The organism is Arthrobacter sp. NPDC090010 (assembly GCF_044748305.1).
In the GTDB taxonomy this organism is placed as follows: Bacteria; Actinomycetota; Actinomycetes; order Actinomycetales; family Micrococcaceae; genus Arthrobacter_E.
This window is the reverse complement of record NZ_JBIVFT010000003.1, coordinates 25,527-43,095: the sequence shown is the minus strand read 5'-3', so window position 1 is coordinate 43,095 and position 17,569 is coordinate 25,527. Positions and strand designations below refer to the sequence as shown.

The window sequence follows — 17,569 nt, the reverse complement described above, 5'->3', positions numbered from 1 at the left end:
ACAGGGGCCTGACCAGGCATGCCAGCCTTGTGCATTCGACCACGCCCATGGTTGCGCAGGAGCTAGGCATGTAATGGGGTCCTCCGGTAGCGCATACTCCTGACTGCGTTACCGGAGGAGGTTAAGGGGTCGGTCGTGCCTTCCAATGGCGGCCGGCCCCGAACCACCCCAACTATGAGGTTCTGATCGGGGTTTTTCATGAGAAACCGCGATCCATGAGGAAGCGAGATCAACAATCGTGGGCAAGTCAGCTGTCACTGTGGGAGATCCGGTCAGCGTTGCCGGCCACATGGTGATTGGTACACGTAACTACATCGGTTGGCCCGGGAACCTGGAGCAGAAGCGTTTCGACGTTCACGGGTCCACGTCGAAAGTTGATTTCCCGGAGACCGACGTGCCAGTGGAGTGGTTCGATCCTGATGAACTCCAACGCACCTATGTCGACACCTCGACGCATCGGTTGCCCAGCGGTAGCCACCCCGAGCCTTGGCGATGAGGGCTGTTTCACCCAAGGGTGCGGCCAGACGGGCGGAAATCCTCCGGGTCGCACTGTCCGTATTCGGCACTGGTCGGGGAAATCAGGCGAGTCTTCGCGAAGTGGCCCGCCGTTGTGGGACCACTCCCAGCGGGGTCCTCTACTATTTCGGTTCCCTGGAAGAGCTGCTGGTCGAGATCCTACGCTCGCGTGACTTCCAAAAGGCCAGCGGCCCGATCGCGGTCGAAGATTTCGCCATTCAGGGAGATCTTGTCCAGGATCGCCTCGCCTTCGAATATCAGCTCCAGCACAATATGAAGAATCCTGGCCTGGTCTCACTCTTCATCGCCATGAGCAGCCATGCCCGCACCCCTGGGCATCCCGCCGGAACCTTCTTCTCCGAACGCTACGACCGCGTGCGCACGAACCTTGCCCACTACCTACAGACCCGCGGAGCCGTACCCCGCCAAGGCCTCACCCATGCCGTTGCGGCCAGCATCGCCCTGGCCGCCATGGACGGGCTGCAGCTGCAATGGCTTGCCGATGAAACACTTGACATGTTCACCGCCATCGACGGTGTCTTCACCGCACTCTACGAACTCCCCGAAAGCACACCCGCATGAGCGTCACACTGGCAATATGGGTCCCGCTATGGGTCTCGGCCGTCTTCGTGCTCAGTGGTGTCTCCAAAGTCTTCTCGCCCGGTGCGACGGCTCGCAGTGCGCTGGTGCTCAACCTTCCTTTGTGGACACGGTCGCGGCTCTTCGACCGCGTTTGGCCATGGCTAGAGGTTGCGCTTGCGGCTTGCATCGTCTTTGCACCATCCCTTTTCGCCGCCGCCACACTGGGAATAGCCGCCGTGCTTTTTGCTACCTTTTGTCTGGCCACTCTCAGACCTCTCATGGCGTCTGCGCAGGTATCCTGCGAATGTTTCGGAGGTACCCCACATCAGATAACTGCACGAACAGTGACCCTGAACGCAGTCCTCGCCGCGATCTCTCTGGCCTGCGCGACGTATCTGCTCCTGGGTGCCCCCGATGGGGGCTCGGTAGCACTTCGAGTTGCGCTTGACCCCGATAACATTGCGCTACCACTGATTTTCCTCCTCGGCGCGACGACCGTGACCTGGTGGGCACGAACAACCCCACGACGCCAGCTCAACGAGGCCTCGACTCAGAAACTCGCCAGCGGGGAAAACGTACTCGTCCTTTCTCCGGAAACTCTCCGCCTGGTCACATCTGACGGGGACTGGATCCGACCCGCCCGAATCGCGCAGGCAAAGAGAAAGCCCCTTCTCCTGATATTTGTCAAAGAAGGATGCAACGCCTGCGAAACGCTGCTACACGCGCTGACGGCCACCCACGGGCGCGGTTCCCTCGTCGACATCCGGACCGTCGGAGCGGGAACAAGCTACGACTGGGAGGACGTCTCAGGTATGGTACGCGCCGCCTCTGGAATCCGCTCCTATCCCTCAGCCCTCGCTTTCGACAGCACTGGACGCCTTGCGGCTCCAACTGCGGAAGGAATAGACGAGATCATGAAACTCATCGTCACAGCCTCCTGAACCGCACGCCTTCGAAGGTTCTCGTAAGATCGCTCCCGCACCATCTGCTCTACACCCCACGAACCCGAGTTCGTGCAGAGGAACCCTCGGTGCTCCCCGTCAACAACCAGCATCGCTGGCACTTGCCTAAGCCGGTGGACGTGCGTGGGTAGAGGAAGGCCCCGGACTTCGCTTCGCTTGCGTCAAAGCGAACCTAGCAAGCTCGGGCTGTCTGGCTAGTCGGAGGGTTATCGAGCATGGCCGAGGTCGTCTCTCCTCGGTGACATCATGGCGCTTGGGAACCGAGGGACCGGCCGCGTCATCGTTGCAGCCGGTCCCTCGAGCATCTACGGAGTGTGGATTGTTACTGTGCTGCGCCGATTCTTGAGGCAAAGTCGTCCCAGGTTGTGCCGGCCAGCATCTCCATGGTCCATCGAGCGGCATCTTGCAGACCTGGGTCGAGCTTAGGTCCGGTGGTATGGACGTTGAGGAACGTCTTGGAGGCCCCGGACATGATTCGGAAGTTCATCACCGCGCCCTTCATGACGCCGTCGGTGCCCACGAAGCTGATGCCGTTGGTCCTGACCTGAATGACCTTCATGTGGCCGGCGGGAGGGATCGGGTCCGTGGGCTTGACCTGCAGAGCCTTGGGCGGCCCGACGTAGAACGTAGATCCGCACGTCGCGTTGTTCATGGCCGTATCGAGGTTCGTGAAGGCAGGGACTTGCCTGGGCCCGAACCGGGGGTCGATTTCCGTGATCATTTTAGTGCCCGACCAGTTGCTGAGAGGGAAGGTCTTTCCGAGGGTCGGATGAATCTTAGCCCAGATGTTGTCGCCGACTTTGATGCCGTAAGGGTCGTTCGCCAGAAGTCGTCCCCATCCTGCGCTGGAGATTGGGATGTTCTTCTCAAAGTTATAGCCGTAGCCGGTGCCTCCGTCCTGGTACGCGCCGCAGATAGTCCGACCTTGTGCGCTATCGTAACCAGGCGTCGTTCCCGCGTGAGCGGGAATCATGGGAGCGGCGAGGAGGAGAGCAAGGGTTGCCACTGTCGTGGCGATGGATTTCTTCTTCAACTTCAACATTCTTACCCCAATGTGTGATGCGGTGATGGATCGCGGTCGAGTTGAGACTGCGACGAGAAGAGGCGGATGCAACGACCCAGATGAGTGGAGCTGCTGCGCTAAGCCAGCTCAGAATATCCGAGCTATTAGCGCGTCGGTAGTGTTAATCCACATATTGTTCTAAACCGTGGGCCGGGCAGTTCGGTCTCTTATTCGGGGTTCACTTTCCCCAGCGCCGCGTGCGGCGAGTAGGTAGGAGTCGGACTTGGGAGGTCAAGAGATGCCCGGCTCTGGCGCAAGGGGAGCGCGTTGGGCTCACAGGTGGAGAACGGCCCATTATCCAGCAACTAATGGACACCTAGTGCGGCGGAGACGAAACGGTGATGAGGCTCTTCTGAGCCTTCTGAATTCCGCTGACTCTGCCCTGTGTTTTGGAGCCATGCCGTCCACAAGCTGAATTCAGTGGGCGAGTGCCGATCGTGGTCCTGGCCGGTGAAGGTGGTTGTGGGTGTTGTGGAAGCGGCTCTTGGTGTTCTTGGGTGGTTTCCTCTAGGTGGCTGTGGATCTGCGTCCGGTCGCTGTTTGCTGTCCTTCAGGCAGGATGTTCTGAAAGGACTCTCTGTGTCGGGAGGGGGAGGTGCCGACGGCTGTCGCGAAGTGCTTTCGGAGAAGATCTGCACTGTGGAATCCTGCACGGCGTGCGATCTGGTCGATTGGCAGATCTGTCATGGTCAGCAGCTCTTGGGCGGTGGCGATTCGTTCACGGACAAGCCACTCGGTGAGGGACATGCCGAAGGCACGGCTGAAGCGACGTTGGAGGGTCCTGGGGCTTTGTCGAGCCGCCGCTGCCATGGACTTCACGGTCCATGGTTGGTCCAAGGTGCGCCGGACTAGGTCTTGGAGGTCTGTGTACTCGCTTCCGACCAGTTCTTGTAGCTCGTGGCGTGGCGGAATGAACTGTTTCTGTCCGCCTGTTCGGATGGCCGCGACGACCATGCCACGTGCAGATTCCATCGACGCGACGGTTCCCTCGACATCCGCAAGGAGCGCAAGGCAGAGATCGATGGCTGCCGAGACCCCGGCCGAGGTCCAGACGTGTAGTTGGCTGTCATGCGTGAACAAGACGTTGCTGCGCACCCGTATATGGGGGTGCGGTTGACGCAGGCGATCCGTCCAATACCAGTGAGTTGTCGCCTCTTTGTGGTCCAGGAGCCCAGCAGCGGCCAGAAGAAATACTCCGGTGCACAAGGACACGACGGTAGCTCCTCTGGAATGGGCATCCATGATTGTAGCGATCAGCTCTTCGTGTGTTCCGTTATCGATCTCTGCTAGATGCCGCTCAATGTTGACGACTCCGGGCACGATGAGGATCTCAGCTGATTTGGCGGTCTTCAGAGATGAAGTCTCAACGGTGAACTCGTACTCGAGGGTGATTTCCTCGGCCTGGGACGAGACCATGCGAATCCTGTGTCGGGGCGGCTCGCCCTCGGGACTGCCGCCGTTGAATACCTCGAGCGCAGCTGCCACCTCGAAGGTCCTCATGCCGGGCAGGAGAAGGATGGCGATGTCCACGGCGCAATGTTATCGGTACATGTCCTCCATGCCACTGGTGTGACCTTCGAGGCTCGCGTCTAATTGGATGTCGGGCCGCGGCAACGAGCGGTCCATGGGCGCGGAGTTGGTGCAACGCGTCTGGCCGGAGCGGGCGTTCTCATTTCAGTCACCCATCGATTGAGCAGTGAGAGCGCCTGCTCTTTGGTGTGTATGACCAAGCGCCACAAGATACTTCAGAACGGTGTCGAGCTGAGGGAGGCGGCGGCACGCGGCAGAGAGAGGATACCCTTCGTGATCAAGGGGTTTAAGGAATTCATCATGCAGGGCAATGTGATCGACTTGGCTGTCGCCGTAGTCATTGGTGCTGCTTTTACGGGAATCGTCACCGCGATCGTTGAGTCGTTCATCAATCCTCTTATCGGAGCTTTTGTTCCTTCTGGAGACCTGTCGGCTTGGACAATTGATATCCCGGGAATCTTTGCCACGGCGAAGTTTGGCATCGGAGCGATCATCTCGGCTGCGATCAACTTCCTTGCGGTCGCGCTCGTCGTGTACTTCTTCCTTGTAGTGCCGATGAAGAGGGTCAAGGATCGTCAATCCGCCAAGGCTCCCGTCGTAGAGGACGTCCCTTCCGAGCTGACGGAGCAGGATGTCCTGATTCAGATCCGCGATCTGCTCAGCCAGCAGGCTCCCGGATCTCGACGAGCACTGCGGGCGAGCACGGACCAATAACGCGGGTCGTCGACAAGTCATTGCGTAGGCCTTCGTCCGGACCGGACGGCTTCAGTTCAGGGGCTCAAGCGATGGTTCTGGGCGCCAGGTTTCACGTATTTTTGCGCGGGCTTTATCCCGGCCGATGAGTTTGCTCTGAACCGGCCTGGGCTTGTTCCAGCCCGGTGCCGGAAGTATTTGGAGAAGTTGGCCGGATCGTCGAAACCCAGACGTGCTGCGATTTCTGTGATGGAAGACTGTTCGTGGACAAGCAGCCGCTTCGCTTCGAGGATCGTTCTCTGGTCGATCATCTCTTTCGTACTTATCCCGGCGTGTGCCTGGGCGAACCTGTTCAAGGTGCGTTCCGAGTAGCCCAAGCGCTGGGCATACCATGCGACCGTTCGATGAGCAGTGAAGTTCCGCTCGATTTCCTCGATGAGCCAGGTGAACCCTTCGGGAGGCTCGGCACGTTGGTCCTCGTCATTCGGTTCATCGCAGCTCAGGAGAAGGAGAGCGGCGGAGAGGGCATGCGCCGTCGCGGCTTCCCGGGCCCGTGAGACGGGACCCTTGGCCGTGGGGATGGTGCTCTTGACGAGTCCCGCGAGCAGCAGACTGAATGGCCCTTCGGGATGGGCCGCGCCGTCCCAGTGGTTTCGGGTGGACGTTCTAAGTGAGCGGAGCAGTTCCGCGGTCTCGGGTGGGAGCGCATCCTGGTTGAACATCACGACGGTTCCTTCAATTTGGCGGATGTCGCCCCAAAGCTGGACCTGGCCGGTATGGACCCAGAGGACATCGTGGGCATTCACGGTGTATCGGTTGAAGTCGACCTCGTGGGTGGCACTTCCTGAACCCACCGCGATGAGCAGCTCGAATCCGGGGCGTTGTGGGGCTGCGAACTCAGCGATGCCGCCTCGTCTTCGGATGCGCTCGACCGTGGTCACCTCGAGAGGAGTACGTGCTGGAGAGACCGGATTGAACCGTACGCTCCGGATCAAAGATGTCTGATTCTCACCATCAAGTGTCGCGAAAGAACCGTGATCTCTACTCGGCATGAGCTTAGTTTTACATAGTGAGCACAGCGGTGCTCAAGAGAACCCTGAAAGCCAAGGGCCGTAGGGATGATTTCTGGAGAGAAGACATGACTGAACTCAACTACACCATTCTGGATGCGCCGGCATCCTCGCTTCACAAGACCAGCGTGCTCATCACAGGGGAAACCGAGGCAGTGCTCGTCGATTCCGGATTCACACGGGCCGATGGTCACAGGATCGTTGCGGCGGTTCTTGACTCGGGCAAGACCCTGACGACCGTGCTGATCTCCGGAGGTGATCCCGATTTCTATTTCGGCGCAGAAGTGATCGCCGACGCCTTTCCTGGAGCCCGGTTCATCGCGCCGAGCGACGTCATCGACCACATCCGGCACAGCTATGAGGGAAAGCTGCAGGCATGGGCACACCTCGGATCCAACCTGCCGACTCGACTCGTGAACCTTGAAGCTTTCGACGGCGGCGTTATTCACATCGATGATCGCGGTGTCGAACTGCGTGGTGTCGATGATGCACTTGGGGATCGCAAGTGGTTCGTCTTCGAGCCGGAGCAGCGTGCACTCCTCGGTGGGATCCTGCTGTTTGAGGGTTTGCATGTGTGGACGGCTGATTCCGCGACGACCGAAGCCAGGAACGCATGGCTCCTCGCCCTCGATGCGTTCGATGCGCTCGCGCCCACAATGGTTGTCGCTGGCCACCGTCTGGCCGGTTCCTTGTCGGATTCCACGGCGATTACACACACTCGCGCGTATCTGCGCCGGTTCGAGGAAGTCATTGCGGCATCTGCAGATGCTGCCTCAGCAGAACAGTCGCTACTTGCTGAGTATCCTGGCGCCGGACTGGAGATCGCGGCGTCGCTCGGCACTAAAGTCGCTAAGGGGGAGATGTCGTGGGGCTGACCGATTCGACTGAGCCGGGCGACGTCGTCCGGCGCCAGTATCTTGCGTCGGCGGCCGGCGACCTGGAAACATTGCGAATGACGCTTGCGCCCGATGTGGAATGGACTGAGATGGCGGGTTTCCCGCTCGCGGGAACCTATCGAACTCCGGGCGGGGTCACGTCGCACGTGATGGAGGTCCTCGGCCGGGACTGGACTGACTGGACCGCCCATGATGACCAGTACGTCACCGAAGGCGAGAACGTGGTGGTACTGGCCCGATATACCGCGCGCAACAACGCAACGGGCAAAGACCTCAATGTCAGAGTCGCCCACCATTTCACAGTGCGCGGGGGGCTCATCGTCCGCTTCGAGCAGTTTGTCGACACTGCCCTCGTCAGGGATGCCATGAGCTGAAAACAGGTCTCGAGTGCTCATGGGTTTCTGGAGGTGTTGGACCGTCGCTCTCAGAGACGCAAGTTGGCGGGGTGGTCGCGCTCAGATCACCGTAGCCCATATGATCTAAGGCCGTCCCTGCTTCTTGTAGTTAAGCTACTTCAACTCAGCGCGAGGTGATTGGCGACGAGTTGCGGCAGTCTGACAGTGGTTTGGAACTGGTCGATGTTCTGATGGAGGCGGTCAGACCCGCACGGTCTGGGTGGCCGCGCCGGTCTGGCGGTGTTCGAGGCGAAGGCGACAATTCTCGGGCGGTTGAGGTGCTCTTCGGCGGCGCCTACCTCGTTCAGGCAGTTGGGGAGATGATGAAGTCGTTGGAGTTGATGTTGGCATCACACAGAACAACGCAGATCGTTTCTCCAGGTGGCGGGTGATATCCGCCGAGTGTGAGGGACCCTGGGTGGGCGGCAGCGGCACCGTGTTCGACCGCGATTCGGCGGCTACCCCAAAGGAGCCTGCCCATGCGAACGATTGCGTCGTCACCGACCTGTCGAGTTCGTTCCGGGCCGCGAGATGAGCCATATCGGAAACTCGACGGGCGCCCAAAGTGTCCGCCGCGAGCGGGACATCCACGGGACCGTCGACAGCTGCGAAATCCTGGCGAACAGCAAGGGATGCCGACCACAAGCGCTGCCACGTTAGCTGAGCGTCCAACCTCGATGATCGTATTCAAAGGGTTGTCGGGGACGTCAGTAGCCAGGTCAGCGCTTTGTGATCGCCGGTAATTCTCGTCTGGCTCAAGCACCTCGATAACATGATCCCCCTCGAAGCTTGCCAGGAGATGACCTCTTCATGACGGTGACCTGAGTGATGAGTTCGTTCATCTTGGCTTGATTCATACCTGGAAAGGTTCGGTGTATCAGCTGTGCTTGCCGCCTCTCAATGAAGCGAAAGCGAGCTCCGTAGCCTAGGTCGCGAAGGTCTTCGGCGGTGACGCCCAGGAACTGGCCAACCTGATTTGGAAGCGGATAACCCTCATGGTCATAGAGCGGTGATCCATCGTCCCAGGTTTGATAATTCAGTGCGGCCCCTGTCACCGAGATTGAGGGAGGCACGTCCTCGTCAAGCACGTTGAGAATTTTCGCTCTGTAGCATCTGTACGAGATGCCCGTTGGGTAATCCGGATCCTCAGTCTGTGGGCCGATGATAGCTACTTTATACAGGGCCCCGGACCACAGACGCTCAATCTGGGCCCGTACTCCTGCATAGTCACGGGCGAGATCTATGTCGGTGGTTACGTACACCCATTCAGGCGAGTACTCCTCCAAGAAGGCGGCCGGCAACCACTGTAAGCCCATGTCCGGCTGTTCCAGCCCCGGGATCAGGATGTCGCCAGCTCGCAATCCGGCTCGTCCGCCGTGGAATAGGTCCGGCGTCCTTCCCTTGTACTTGGTTCGCCTCATATCTGCCTCGATTGTCGCTTTGGACTTCGTAAAATCCTTATAAAGAGAGAACCCCTGCTGTGCGCATCATGACGGAACCGCATAGCTCGGCGCGAGCCGGATCAGATCCCACTGATCCTTGCCTCGGACCACAAGCAAGCTCTGCTTTAGCACGGAAGAGCGTACTTCAATCGCTGAATGATTGGCGATGTCGAGATTCATCAGACCCTTGTGCGCGGTTGCGCTTCCCGGTGACGGAGGAGGAAGCGCAACCGCAGGGAAGGCGACCCGAGAAGGAGGCTCAGGCCGCCGGCTTCGGAGATCTTTCGCCCCCCAAGACCGAAAGATCTCCAAGTTTTGGTTAGATTTCGAGGGAGCGAGCGGTACTGGGACGCGGGCCGGCCGGGGGACCGCCATACGAAGACTCGGCAGTGTCTCTCCGATCACCTTGGAGGGCTGCTCTGGTCCTCGAGAGACTCCCCAACCGATCAAGTGCGTCCCGGTAGTCATCTCCCTCGACCTCTAGAAGATGAGAGGCTCCAGTGTCCGGATCTTTTGCGATAAGGAAGAGTTTCATTTTAAAAGAGATCGCCTAGTTGCACGAATTTTCTGCAGTGAATTCTTCAAATTCCGTGGTGAAGCCACCGAGATACTACCGAATTAACCTTCGCGTGACAGGTACGGCTTTCGTCCTTGGGCTGAGGTGCTACTCGGGTCAGCTTGCCAGCCTGGCCCGGTTCTTCGTGATTCGAATCAGCACCACGCCAGCGAGCACCACGGTGGAGGCAGCAGAGGCGCAACCGAGAACCCCCGTCGCAATCATTGTTGAGACGACCGAATCCGCAGGCTTGTCAGAATCATTCGCGGCAAACAGAAACCCGACCTGGACCAGAGCTGCTAGGCCAACCCAGAATGACACAGTGACGGTACCCCAGAGAGCCCACGGCAGACGCGTAGAACCCAGGCGGTGTGCGACCCTGTTCGCCGAACGGTCCAGGACCCAGAGCAGAGCCAGCGTCGCAAGAGCGGCACACACAGCGGCCCATGAGTTGCTCGCCGAGTTCGACAGAGCGATGGCAAGCAAGATTCCGACCGGGACCGCCAGGGCCAGGAGTGCCGATATTCGGGCAGCCGTGAGGTGAGTTGGAACATTCATGCGAACAGATCCTTCCGCTTGTGTGGAGGTGGGGAATTGACTACTCGACCGTGTACTGCAGTGAATTTCATCGGCGGGGCAGGCCCCCAACGTCCATCATTCTGCCCCGCCGATGTTTCCGGCTATCGAGTGAAGATAACCGGGCCTTGCTGCGCCCAGTTGTTCGCGGGCGCGTGATCTGTGATTCCGGGGGGCATACTGATGGTGGCGACCAAGTCGCGTCTTGTGCCTGATGTCCAGTTTGAATTTGGCGAGACTTCCGCGCTGGCGACGAAATTGAAACAGGCGCCGACTGGCAGAGGAGCGGTAAGCGTGAAATCCGTCTTCCAGTAGAGCTCCTGACTGGAATCGAACCAGGTATTCGGCCCTTGGGGCTCGCCTACCTGCTGAAAAAGATTGTTGTTCCCGGAGATGTCATCCTTTTTGGCGGCACCGGACGTCATAGGATATGGGTAATAGACATTCAATGTCGCGCCGGCGGGAAGCGGATTACTGGCGTCATTACAGATTGACCAGAGAGATTCCAAGAACGTTCCGGGACGGGCTTCTCCAACGATTCCGGTCGGCCATACAGCTGCGCCGTAGGTGCCTGACGGAGAGGCCGCTGCGCCGGGTGCGGCAATTGATGCCGCAATGACAGGGACGCTCCACGCCGTGCCCCTTACAACCGTGCGTCGGCCGACTCCGGGGTCGATCAGAGACTTATCAGCAGAATTTGGTTGCATTTTTCCCCCTATTTTGAATGCGATAAGTCGCATCTTGCATGACATGTATCTGTGATGCGACGTTTGCCGATCTCGTCTATCAGATCAATTACGACCCTGTGGTGCAAATTTACACTGATGTTTGAAACGTTTTTGCAGAATCACTTAACGTTTTTGCAAGAAGGGGCTGAAAGCTAGTTTGTTGAGGCAACATGACCCATCTTTAATAAAGCTCGTACTGGTTTGGTAGGGGAAGATTATTGACGTATGAGTCATGTAAATTACGGGCATGAAGAATGAAGCATTCGGCTGGGGATCTGCCGAAGCTCCTGGAAAGTTTTTGGTCCAGGGGGACTCCAATGGGCTGTTCAGTGCGTTTCGCACGTGGACTTCCGATGGCACTTTCGCGCTGGCTCCTCGCCCCGGAATGATCTGTGCTGTCTTGGTCCTTGACGGGGCGTCGGATGGTTCCTATGAGGGGCAGAAGGGCGAGTATCGAGCGAACGAATTGGTGCTCTTTGACGGAGAGGCCGCCGCCGCAGTGGAAACGCGGGAACCTTCTATAAGGGTCGGCTGGTGGGTCTCCCCGACAATCCTGGGCGGCAAAGCCTTTCGTGGGTTGATGGGCCAGCCGGTTCCTGTTTCGTCGGCGGGCCGGGTTGCCGCCCTTGCCTTGACCGACGCCTTGCTAGGTGTTGAGGGATCCGTCGCGAATCCGTACGCGCGGCGTGCATACTCGCAGAGTCTTGAACATTTGATTTCGGGCCTGCTTCATGAGCGGCGACTCGTGCGGAACCCAGCCGTCTCGCGCGCCGAGGAACTGCTCTTGGAGGCGCAGAGCCTGATCGAAGAGCGGTTCCGCGACTCTGGTTTCAACGTGGTTGAACTCGCTAGGCTGATGCACGTTTCACCCCCGACTCTGCATCGGCCGTATGGTGACCTCGGGACATCGCCGCGTCGGGAAATAGAGCGGAGACGGCTTTCGGAGGCGCGAGCGTACCTCGCGATGGGGATATCCAACCCACGTCTCATGACGGTGGCGGCGGAGGCCAGTGGTTTCAGGTCCGTGAGGCAGCTCAAGCAAGCGCTGGCTCGGGCGGAGAACCAGGGGCGGCCTGCTGAGCCCTGACGCTCGTCACGACAGCGCTCGTTCGTTTGCGGGAGCTCTCGTTATCCGGTTGCTTGCTGTTGGGCCGGGCGGATCCGTGCGGCGAAGTCATCAGAGCTTGCATTGGTGACGACCCCATCGTCACTTTCCAGTGGTTTGTCAAGTCGGGATGAGTGTTAGCCCGGCGTTCTGCTCCTCTAGATCCCCCGGGAATGGCCCGGTGGTGCGGCGTAGACGGCGAGCTGTTCGCGGTGGTGTGTGGGCTGGTCGATCTGATCGACGACGGCGGTGGCGAGGTCGCCGTATGACAGGGGTGATGTCCCGGCTGCCGGGTCGAAGACGTCGGTGCCGAGCGTGTAGCGGCCGGTGGTGGGTGTTTCGTGGCCAAGATGAGGGGGCGGGGTGATGGCGAGCCAGTCGACCTGGTCTCCTAGCGTCCTCAGCCGTTCGACGCCTGCCGCGTGGGCCGCGGCAAACGGGCGAAGCCAGGAGGGGAGAAGCTTCTCGTCGTCAGCGACAAGAGATCCATCCGCCGTGCGGAGGGTGGCGAACAATCCGATCACGATGAGCCGCGGAACCACGTTGGACTTGGCCGCGAGCAGCGCGTTTTCGGTGATCCGTTCGTAATAGCCGGCGTCGAAGCCGTCCAGGGATTGCGGCGGCGCGGTGAACGGGGTGACCGCCAGGACGATTCCGTCCGCCCCGGCGGTGGCGGTCTTCAGGGTTTCCGCGTTCAGTGCGTCACCCGCCACGACGGAGGCGCCCAGCCCTGTGAGATGGGTGTGGCGGGACGTGTCACGGACGATCGCCGCGACCTCGTGTCCACGAGTGCGAGCAGCAGCTGTGACAGCGCTTCCGGCGCGTCCTCCGGCCCCGATGATCGCGATCCGAGAGTGACTGTTTGGTCTCATGCGCCCGCGGTATCTTTGGGAAACTGGTTACTTCAACGAAACCCGAGGACCGACTCAATGGCTGGTGACGAGACCACGGCACGCCCCGAGCGCATTCATCCGGCGTGCCCCAGTGCCGCCTTCCCCTTTCAGCTCGGAGGCAAGTGGATGGGGATGGTCATTCTCTGCCTTGCCGATCGTCCGCGCCGATTCACGGAACTGCGAGAAGCGATGGGCGGGGTCACCGCGAAAGTGCTGTCGCAGACACTCCGGGACATGGTCAGAGACGGGCTCGCCGTGCGGCTCGACTTTGAGGAGAACCCTCCCCGCGTCGAATATGAGCTCACAGCGCTCGGCAGCAGCCTCATTGAGGTGATCGACGCGGTCAGGGCGTGGAGTGAGAGGCACCTCGACGAGCTTCTCCGCGCCCGGGAAAGCTCGACGACGGCGGTATGAGCGCTCGCTTGAACCTCGACGGCTGAACGCCGAGGTGGGCCGGACGGCTGGCTGTGCTGCCACGACGACCGCCGGCCCACGGAGAACGCCCTCAGACGAGCGTGACCACCACTTTCCCGCGGACGTGCCCCTCTTCCAGGAGGCGGTAGGCATCGGCGACTTCCTCCAGCGGGTAACTCGCTTCGAGGGGCAGGGACAGGGTGCCGTCCGCGACTCCCTGGGCGATCCGGCCCAAGGCTCCCGGGGCGGCATCTCCGCCACCCGTCGCGGTGAACCCGCCGGCGTCGTGCCCGTGGGCGGCGATGGCCGTGATCCGCTCGGCGGGAACGCCGAATCCCTGCGCCGTGTCGATCACCTCCGTGCCGTTGAGGTCGGCCGCCGCGGTCGGGGTGCCCAGGTCGCGGACCCGTTCCGGGAGTCCGTCGCCATAGCTGACCGGAATGGCTCCCAGATCCCGGAGGAATTCGTGGTTCCGCTCGGACGCCGTGCCGATCACTGTCGCGCCGGTGGCCACGGCGAGCTGGGTCGCCAGGGCGCCGACTCCACCGGCGGCCCCGCCGATCAGGACCGTGTCGGCGGGGCTGAGCCCCAGCTGGTCAATCGCCGCCGCTGCGGTCCGGCCTGCGATGTCCAGCGTGGCGGCGAGCTGATCGGACAGCTCCTCCGGCGTGCGCTGGAGCGATTCGGGGGTGGTGATCAGGAAATCGGCGAGGGCCTCGTGGCGCTTGCCGCCGAACACCCGGTCACCGAGGGTGAAACCGCTGACACCTTCGCCGAGTTCGTCGACGACCCCGGCGAAGTCATTGCCCACTCCGGCTCCCGGCGCTCCGCCGAAGGCCTGAGCGACGGGGCCGCCGTGGAAGATCTTGAAGTCGACAGGGTTCAGGCCCGCCGCGGTCACCCGGACCCGTACCTCACCGGGGCCGGGATGCGGCTCGGGGACTTCGGCGATGTCGAGGACCTCGGGCCCTCCGAACTGTTCGTACCGTACTGCACGTGCCATGGTCTCTCCTCGTTCAGCAGGCGGTGCGCCGTCGTGTGGCGCGTCCGTGGTGATGTTGCCTGCAACGGGAGGAACCGCCGCTCCATTCCTGAGCGGCGGTTCCATGACGCCGGATGACGTTCAGCGCTGCATGACGCCGACGACGCCGCGTGGCCGCCCTGCGACGTCGTCGGCTCAGGACGCGGCGGGATGCAGCCCGCGGGCGATCTCCTGCACGGCGCGGATGTTTCCCCAGGTGCCGGGCATCACCTCGTCGGAATCGATGGCGATCAGACGGTTGTCCTTCACCGCGGGGACGTTGGGGAATTTCTGCCGGAGGAAGGCGAGGGTGGCCTGTTCGTGCGCCTTGTCCAGCGTGGTGAAGACGATGGCCTCGGGGTTCTTCTGGGTCAGTGTCTCCGGCGAGATCACTGCGGAGAAGAACGAACTGAATGCGGGGTCCGTGGGGGAGAAGACGTTGTCGCCGCCGGCCCGGTGGATCATGTCGTGCTCGATTCCGGCACCGATCGCGGAGATGGTGCTGCCCTCCACGAACACCTCGAGAACGCGGGGCCGCTTCTTGCCGTCAACCGCCTTGCTCACGTCGTTCAGCGCGGTCCGGGCCTCCTCCTGCACCGCGGCGGCCCGGTCTCTGACGCCGAAAATGGCCCCGAGGTTGCCGATGTCCGTCAGCAGATCGCCGACCTCGGCGGAACTACGGCGTTCCAAGCAGCCCGCGGTCGCGACATAGGACTCGGCCCCGGCCTTCTTCAGCTGCTCGATGCTGGCGAAGCCCTGCTCCGCGGTGAACTCGTAGCCGGTGGGGGAGTAGACGAAATCGGGTCGCACACCCAGCAGGGATTCCCGTCCCGGCGGTGTCTTATCGCTGAGTTGAATCACCTTCCCCGTGGATTTGAGTTCGGCGGCCAGCTCCCTGCCTTTGGATTGGGCTTCCGCCACCACGGAATCAGCCAGCCCCAGCTTGATCAGGAGTTCGGACTGCCCAGGAGTCATCGCAACAGCCCGGCTCGGGATGCTGGTGAAGGCCAGGGTTCGTCCGCAGTTCTGGATCTGCCCGGCGGGAGTGGCTGCGGAGGCCGGGGCGGTCTGCCGGGTGGCGTCCGTGACGGACTGCCCGCAGCCTGTCAGGAAGGTCAGGCCCAGGACCAGGGCTGCGGCCCGGGCGGCCGGCCGCCGGTTCTTCGGGGTGGACGGGCGGAGTGTGTGAAGCGTCATGCGATTCCTTTGATTTCAGGGGTCTGCCGAATGGCAGAGGGCGAAGCGGCGACGGCGATCAGGGGCCGCCCGGTCAACGGATGAGTCAGCGTGCGTGACTCGACGCTGAAGGTCTCGCGGATCAGGTCTTCTCCGAGGACATCCCCGGGGGGACCGACAGCGGACAGCCGGCCGTGATTCAGGACGGCGATGCGGTCGCAGTGATCGGCCGCGAGGTTCATGTCGTGCAGCGCAGCCAGTACGGTCAGTCCCCGTCCGGTCACCAGACGCATCAGTTCCAGCTGAAAGGCGACGTCGAGGTGGTTGGTGGGTTCGTCGAGTACGAGGACGGGAGCCTCCTGGACGAGTGCACGGGCGAGCAGCACGCGCTGCTTCTCACCGCCGGAGAGGCCCGCGAAGGTGCGGTGCGCCAGGGACGATGCGCCGACGTCGTGCAGCGCCTGTTCACTGAGGTCGAGTTCCTGCTCCGAGTCCGCGCCGAAGCCACGCTGATGGGGCACCCGGCCCAGAAGCACGACTTCCCGGGCGGTCAGCGGGAAGTCCTGCCCGCCTTCCTGGGCCATGACCGCGATCCGGCGTGCCGCTTCGCGGGGTTTCAGGCGGTGGACGTCTGAGCCGTCGATCCTGATGACGCCTCGGCTCGGGCGGTGGACGCGGTACAGGCTCCGGAGCAGGGTGGATTTGCCGCAGCCGTTGGGTCCCAGGATGCCCAGCACCTGGCCGGATTCCACGTCCAGGCTGATGTCCTGGACGATGGTCCGGCCGGCGAGTGTGACGCTGACGTGGTCGAAGGAGACTCTCATGATGCGGCCCCCGTCAGTCCGGCGTTCTTGCCGCGCAGGAGCCAGAGGAAGAACGGCGCGCCGATGACCGCGGTGAGGATGCCGAGTGGAATCTCCGCCGGAGGTGCGATGGTCCGGGCCAGGAGATCGGCCAGCATGAGGAACAGCGCTCCACCGAGGATCGTGACGGGGAGCATCCGGCGGTGGTCCGAGCCGAACAGCAGACGCGCAGCGTGCGGGACCACGAGCCCGACGAAGCCGATGCCCCCGCAGACGGCGACCGTCGTGGCCGTCAGCAATGCCGTGACGAGCAGGAGGGTGCGCCGTAGCGACTGGACATTGACGCCCAGGGCTGTGGCCGTCTCGTCTCCGGCCAGCAAAGCGTTCAGCGAGCGCGAGCGCAGCAGGGCGAAGGCCGAAACGGCCAGGAGACTGAGCCCCGGAAGAAGCAGCTGCGGATAGTCGGCGGCGGAGACGCTGCCGAGCAGGAAGAACAGCACGCTGTAGACGTTCTGGGCTTCCGTGGTGATGGTCAGGAAGTTGGTCACGGCGGACAGGAGCGAACCGAGTGCGACGCCGGCCAGCACGAGGCGGGCGGGTGCGATGACGCCGCCCTGCCGTGCCAGGAGGTAGACGAGGAGTGTGGCAACGAGCGCTCCTGCGAAGGCCGCGGCGTTCAGGCTGAGCCCTGCGATGGCGGTGGAGCCGGCGACGATGGCCGTCACGGCGCCTACTCCGGCACCGGCGGAGACCCCCAGGATGTAGGGCTCGGCCAACGGGTTTCGGACGGTGGCCTGAAGCAGGGCGCCGGCCAGCGACAGGCTCGCCCCGGCGATCCCGGCCAGCAGTGCCCGGGGCAGGCGGAAGCTCCAGACCGCCTGATCCTGCGCCGGGCTGAGGGAACCGTCGCTCATCCAAGGCATCCCGGGTACGAGGTGACCGAACACGAGCCGGGCGGCCTGCAGGGGAGTGGTTTCAAGTGGCCCTGCGCTCGCCGAGACGAGAAGGACGAGCATGACGCCGAGGGCCAGGGTGGGAACTGCCGCTCTCGCCAGTCTCGCCCTGGCGTCGCCGCCCGGCCGACTGCGCTCTCGTGACCCCCTGCGCTCTCGTGGCCCACTGCGAACGGTTCGGGTGGGTCCGGTGGG

At 61.9% G+C, this 17,569-nt stretch carries 17 protein-coding genes; 7 read left to right on the top strand and 10 right to left on the bottom strand.

The annotated features are described in order from the left end of the window. Positions 1-492: 492 nt before the first annotated feature. Together ACIPXZ_RS05570 and ACIPXZ_RS05565 are read left to right on the top strand one after the other, a co-directional pair. Positions 493-1,098 carry a TetR/AcrR family transcriptional regulator gene (locus tag ACIPXZ_RS05570; RefSeq protein ID WP_400591191.1) on the top strand — a complete coding sequence of 202 codons (606 nt, stop codon included), beginning with the start codon at positions 493-495 and terminating at the stop codon, positions 1,096-1,098. Further along, positions 1,095-2,039 (top strand): MauE/DoxX family redox-associated membrane protein, encoded by a 945-nt coding sequence (locus ACIPXZ_RS05565; RefSeq protein ID WP_400591189.1) that lies wholly within the window; start codon positions 1,095-1,097, stop codon positions 2,037-2,039. The genes ACIPXZ_RS05570 and ACIPXZ_RS05565 overlap by 4 nt, the downstream gene beginning before the upstream one ends. A gap of 343 nt (positions 2,040-2,382) precedes the next feature. On the opposite strand, the gene ACIPXZ_RS05560 is transcribed toward ACIPXZ_RS05565, so the two are convergent. Next, entirely contained in the window at positions 2,383-3,093 is a 711-nt protein-coding gene (locus tag ACIPXZ_RS05560) for a hypothetical protein (RefSeq protein WP_400591187.1), read from the bottom strand. Between the two features lie 537 nt (positions 3,094-3,630). Further along, positions 3,631-4,653 (bottom strand): GlxA family transcriptional regulator, encoded by a 1,023-nt coding sequence (locus ACIPXZ_RS05555; protein WP_400591185.1) that lies wholly within the window; start codon positions 4,651-4,653, stop codon positions 3,631-3,633. Positions 4,654-4,926: 273 nt separating this feature from the next. Between ACIPXZ_RS05555 and mscL the strand changes: the two genes are divergently transcribed. Next, positions 4,927-5,367 carry a large conductance mechanosensitive channel protein MscL gene (mscL, locus tag ACIPXZ_RS05550; protein ID WP_400591923.1) on the top strand — a complete coding sequence of 147 codons (441 nt, stop codon included), beginning with the start codon at positions 4,927-4,929 and terminating at the stop codon, positions 5,365-5,367. A 56-nt stretch (positions 5,368-5,423) separates the two neighbouring features. Here mscL and ACIPXZ_RS05545 read toward each other — a convergent pair whose 3' ends face one another. Then, complete coding sequence (locus tag ACIPXZ_RS05545) at positions 5,424-6,287, bottom strand: helix-turn-helix domain-containing protein (RefSeq protein WP_400591184.1); 864 nt, start codon at positions 6,285-6,287, stop codon at positions 5,424-5,426. A 197-nt stretch (positions 6,288-6,484) separates the two neighbouring features. Here ACIPXZ_RS05545 and ACIPXZ_RS05540 point away from each other — a divergent pair, with 197 nt between their 5' ends. Continuing rightward, positions 6,485-7,291, top strand: a complete 807-nt coding sequence (locus ACIPXZ_RS05540; RefSeq protein WP_400591183.1) for an MBL fold metallo-hydrolase — start codon at positions 6,485-6,487, stop codon at positions 7,289-7,291. Beyond that, positions 7,282-7,686 (top strand): nuclear transport factor 2 family protein, encoded by a 405-nt coding sequence (locus ACIPXZ_RS05535; RefSeq protein ID WP_400591181.1) that lies wholly within the window; start codon positions 7,282-7,284, stop codon positions 7,684-7,686. The genes ACIPXZ_RS05540 and ACIPXZ_RS05535 overlap by 10 nt, the downstream gene beginning before the upstream one ends. Before the next feature lie 776 nt (positions 7,687-8,462). Here the strand turns inward: ACIPXZ_RS05535 and ACIPXZ_RS05530 are convergent. Further along, entirely contained in the window at positions 8,463-9,128 is a 666-nt protein-coding gene (locus ACIPXZ_RS05530; RefSeq protein ID WP_400591179.1) for a hypothetical protein, read from the bottom strand. A gap of 1,257 nt (positions 9,129-10,385) precedes the next feature. Continuing rightward, the gene (locus tag ACIPXZ_RS05525; RefSeq protein ID WP_400591177.1) at positions 10,386-10,706 is read right to left on the bottom strand and encodes a hypothetical protein; all 321 of its coding nucleotides are present in this window, start codon (positions 10,704-10,706) and stop codon (positions 10,386-10,388) included. A gap of 550 nt (positions 10,707-11,256) precedes the next feature. Here ACIPXZ_RS05525 and ACIPXZ_RS05520 point away from each other — a divergent pair. Continuing rightward, entirely contained in the window at positions 11,257-12,096 is an 840-nt protein-coding gene (locus tag ACIPXZ_RS05520) for a hypothetical protein (RefSeq protein ID WP_400591175.1), read from the top strand. Between the two features lie 176 nt (positions 12,097-12,272). Here the strand turns inward: ACIPXZ_RS05520 and ACIPXZ_RS05515 are convergent, their stop codons facing one another. Continuing rightward, positions 12,273-12,986 (bottom strand): NAD(P)-dependent oxidoreductase, encoded by a 714-nt coding sequence (locus tag ACIPXZ_RS05515; RefSeq protein ID WP_400591174.1) that lies wholly within the window; start codon positions 12,984-12,986, stop codon positions 12,273-12,275. 57 nt (positions 12,987-13,043) lie between these two features. Here ACIPXZ_RS05515 and ACIPXZ_RS05510 point away from each other — a divergent pair, with 57 nt between their 5' ends. Next, positions 13,044-13,421, top strand: a complete 378-nt coding sequence (locus ACIPXZ_RS05510; protein WP_400591173.1) for a winged helix-turn-helix transcriptional regulator — start codon at positions 13,044-13,046, stop codon at positions 13,419-13,421. Between the two features lie 91 nt (positions 13,422-13,512). On the opposite strand, the gene ACIPXZ_RS05505 is transcribed toward ACIPXZ_RS05510, so the two are convergent. The 4 genes from ACIPXZ_RS05505 to ACIPXZ_RS05490 all read right to left on the bottom strand — a co-directional run bounded on the left by ACIPXZ_RS05505 (position 13,513) and on the right by ACIPXZ_RS05490 (position 17,437). After that, positions 13,513-14,424 (bottom strand): NADP-dependent oxidoreductase, encoded by a 912-nt coding sequence (locus ACIPXZ_RS05505; RefSeq protein ID WP_400591171.1) that lies wholly within the window; start codon positions 14,422-14,424, stop codon positions 13,513-13,515. A gap of 174 nt (positions 14,425-14,598) precedes the next feature. Continuing rightward, complete coding sequence (locus ACIPXZ_RS05500) at positions 14,599-15,639, bottom strand: ABC transporter substrate-binding protein (RefSeq protein WP_400591169.1); 1,041 nt, start codon at positions 15,637-15,639, stop codon at positions 14,599-14,601. Then, positions 15,636-16,442 carry an ABC transporter ATP-binding protein gene (locus ACIPXZ_RS05495; protein ID WP_400591167.1) on the bottom strand — a complete coding sequence of 269 codons (807 nt, stop codon included), beginning with the start codon at positions 16,440-16,442 and terminating at the stop codon, positions 15,636-15,638. The genes ACIPXZ_RS05500 and ACIPXZ_RS05495 overlap by 4 nt, the downstream gene beginning before the upstream one ends. Then, positions 16,439-17,437: a FecCD family ABC transporter permease gene (locus tag ACIPXZ_RS05490; protein WP_400591165.1), complete on the bottom strand. Its 999-nt coding sequence runs from the start codon at positions 17,435-17,437 to the stop codon at positions 16,439-16,441. Before ACIPXZ_RS05490 ends, ACIPXZ_RS05495 begins: the two co-directional genes overlap by 4 nt. Positions 17,438-17,569: the final 132 nt, after the last annotated feature.

Bases quoted from the DNA above. Each gene is read 5' to 3' on its own strand.
- ACIPXZ_RS05505 (WP_400591171.1), bottom strand. From the start codon at position 14,424: ATGGCACGTGCAGTACGGTACGAACAGTTCGGAGGGCCCGAGGTCCTC.
- ACIPXZ_RS05490 (WP_400591165.1), bottom strand. From the start codon at position 17,437: ATGCTCGTCCTTCTCGTCTCGGCGAGCGCAGGGCCACTTGAAACCACT.
- ACIPXZ_RS05530 (WP_400591179.1), bottom strand. From the start codon at position 9,128: ATGAGGCGAACCAAGTACAAGGGAAGGACGCCGGACCTATTCCACGGC.
- ACIPXZ_RS05520 (WP_400591175.1), top strand. From the start codon at position 11,257: ATGAAGAATGAAGCATTCGGCTGGGGATCTGCCGAAGCTCCTGGAAAG.
- ACIPXZ_RS05510 (WP_400591173.1), top strand. From the start codon at position 13,044: ATGGCTGGTGACGAGACCACGGCACGCCCCGAGCGCATTCATCCGGCG.
- ACIPXZ_RS05525 (WP_400591177.1), bottom strand. From the start codon at position 10,706: ATGACGTCCGGTGCCGCCAAAAAGGATGACATCTCCGGGAACAACAAT.
- ACIPXZ_RS05495 (WP_400591167.1), bottom strand. From the start codon at position 16,442: ATGAGAGTCTCCTTCGACCACGTCAGCGTCACACTCGCCGGCCGGACC.
- ACIPXZ_RS05565 (WP_400591189.1), top strand. From the start codon at position 1,095: ATGAGCGTCACACTGGCAATATGGGTCCCGCTATGGGTCTCGGCCGTC.
- ACIPXZ_RS05515 (WP_400591174.1), bottom strand. From the start codon at position 12,986: ATGAGACCAAACAGTCACTCTCGGATCGCGATCATCGGGGCCGGAGGA.
- ACIPXZ_RS05570 (WP_400591191.1), top strand. From the start codon at position 493: ATGAGGGCTGTTTCACCCAAGGGTGCGGCCAGACGGGCGGAAATCCTC.
- ACIPXZ_RS05500 (WP_400591169.1), bottom strand. From the start codon at position 15,639: ATGACGCTTCACACACTCCGCCCGTCCACCCCGAAGAACCGGCGGCCG.
- ACIPXZ_RS05540 (WP_400591183.1), top strand. From the start codon at position 6,485: ATGACTGAACTCAACTACACCATTCTGGATGCGCCGGCATCCTCGCTT.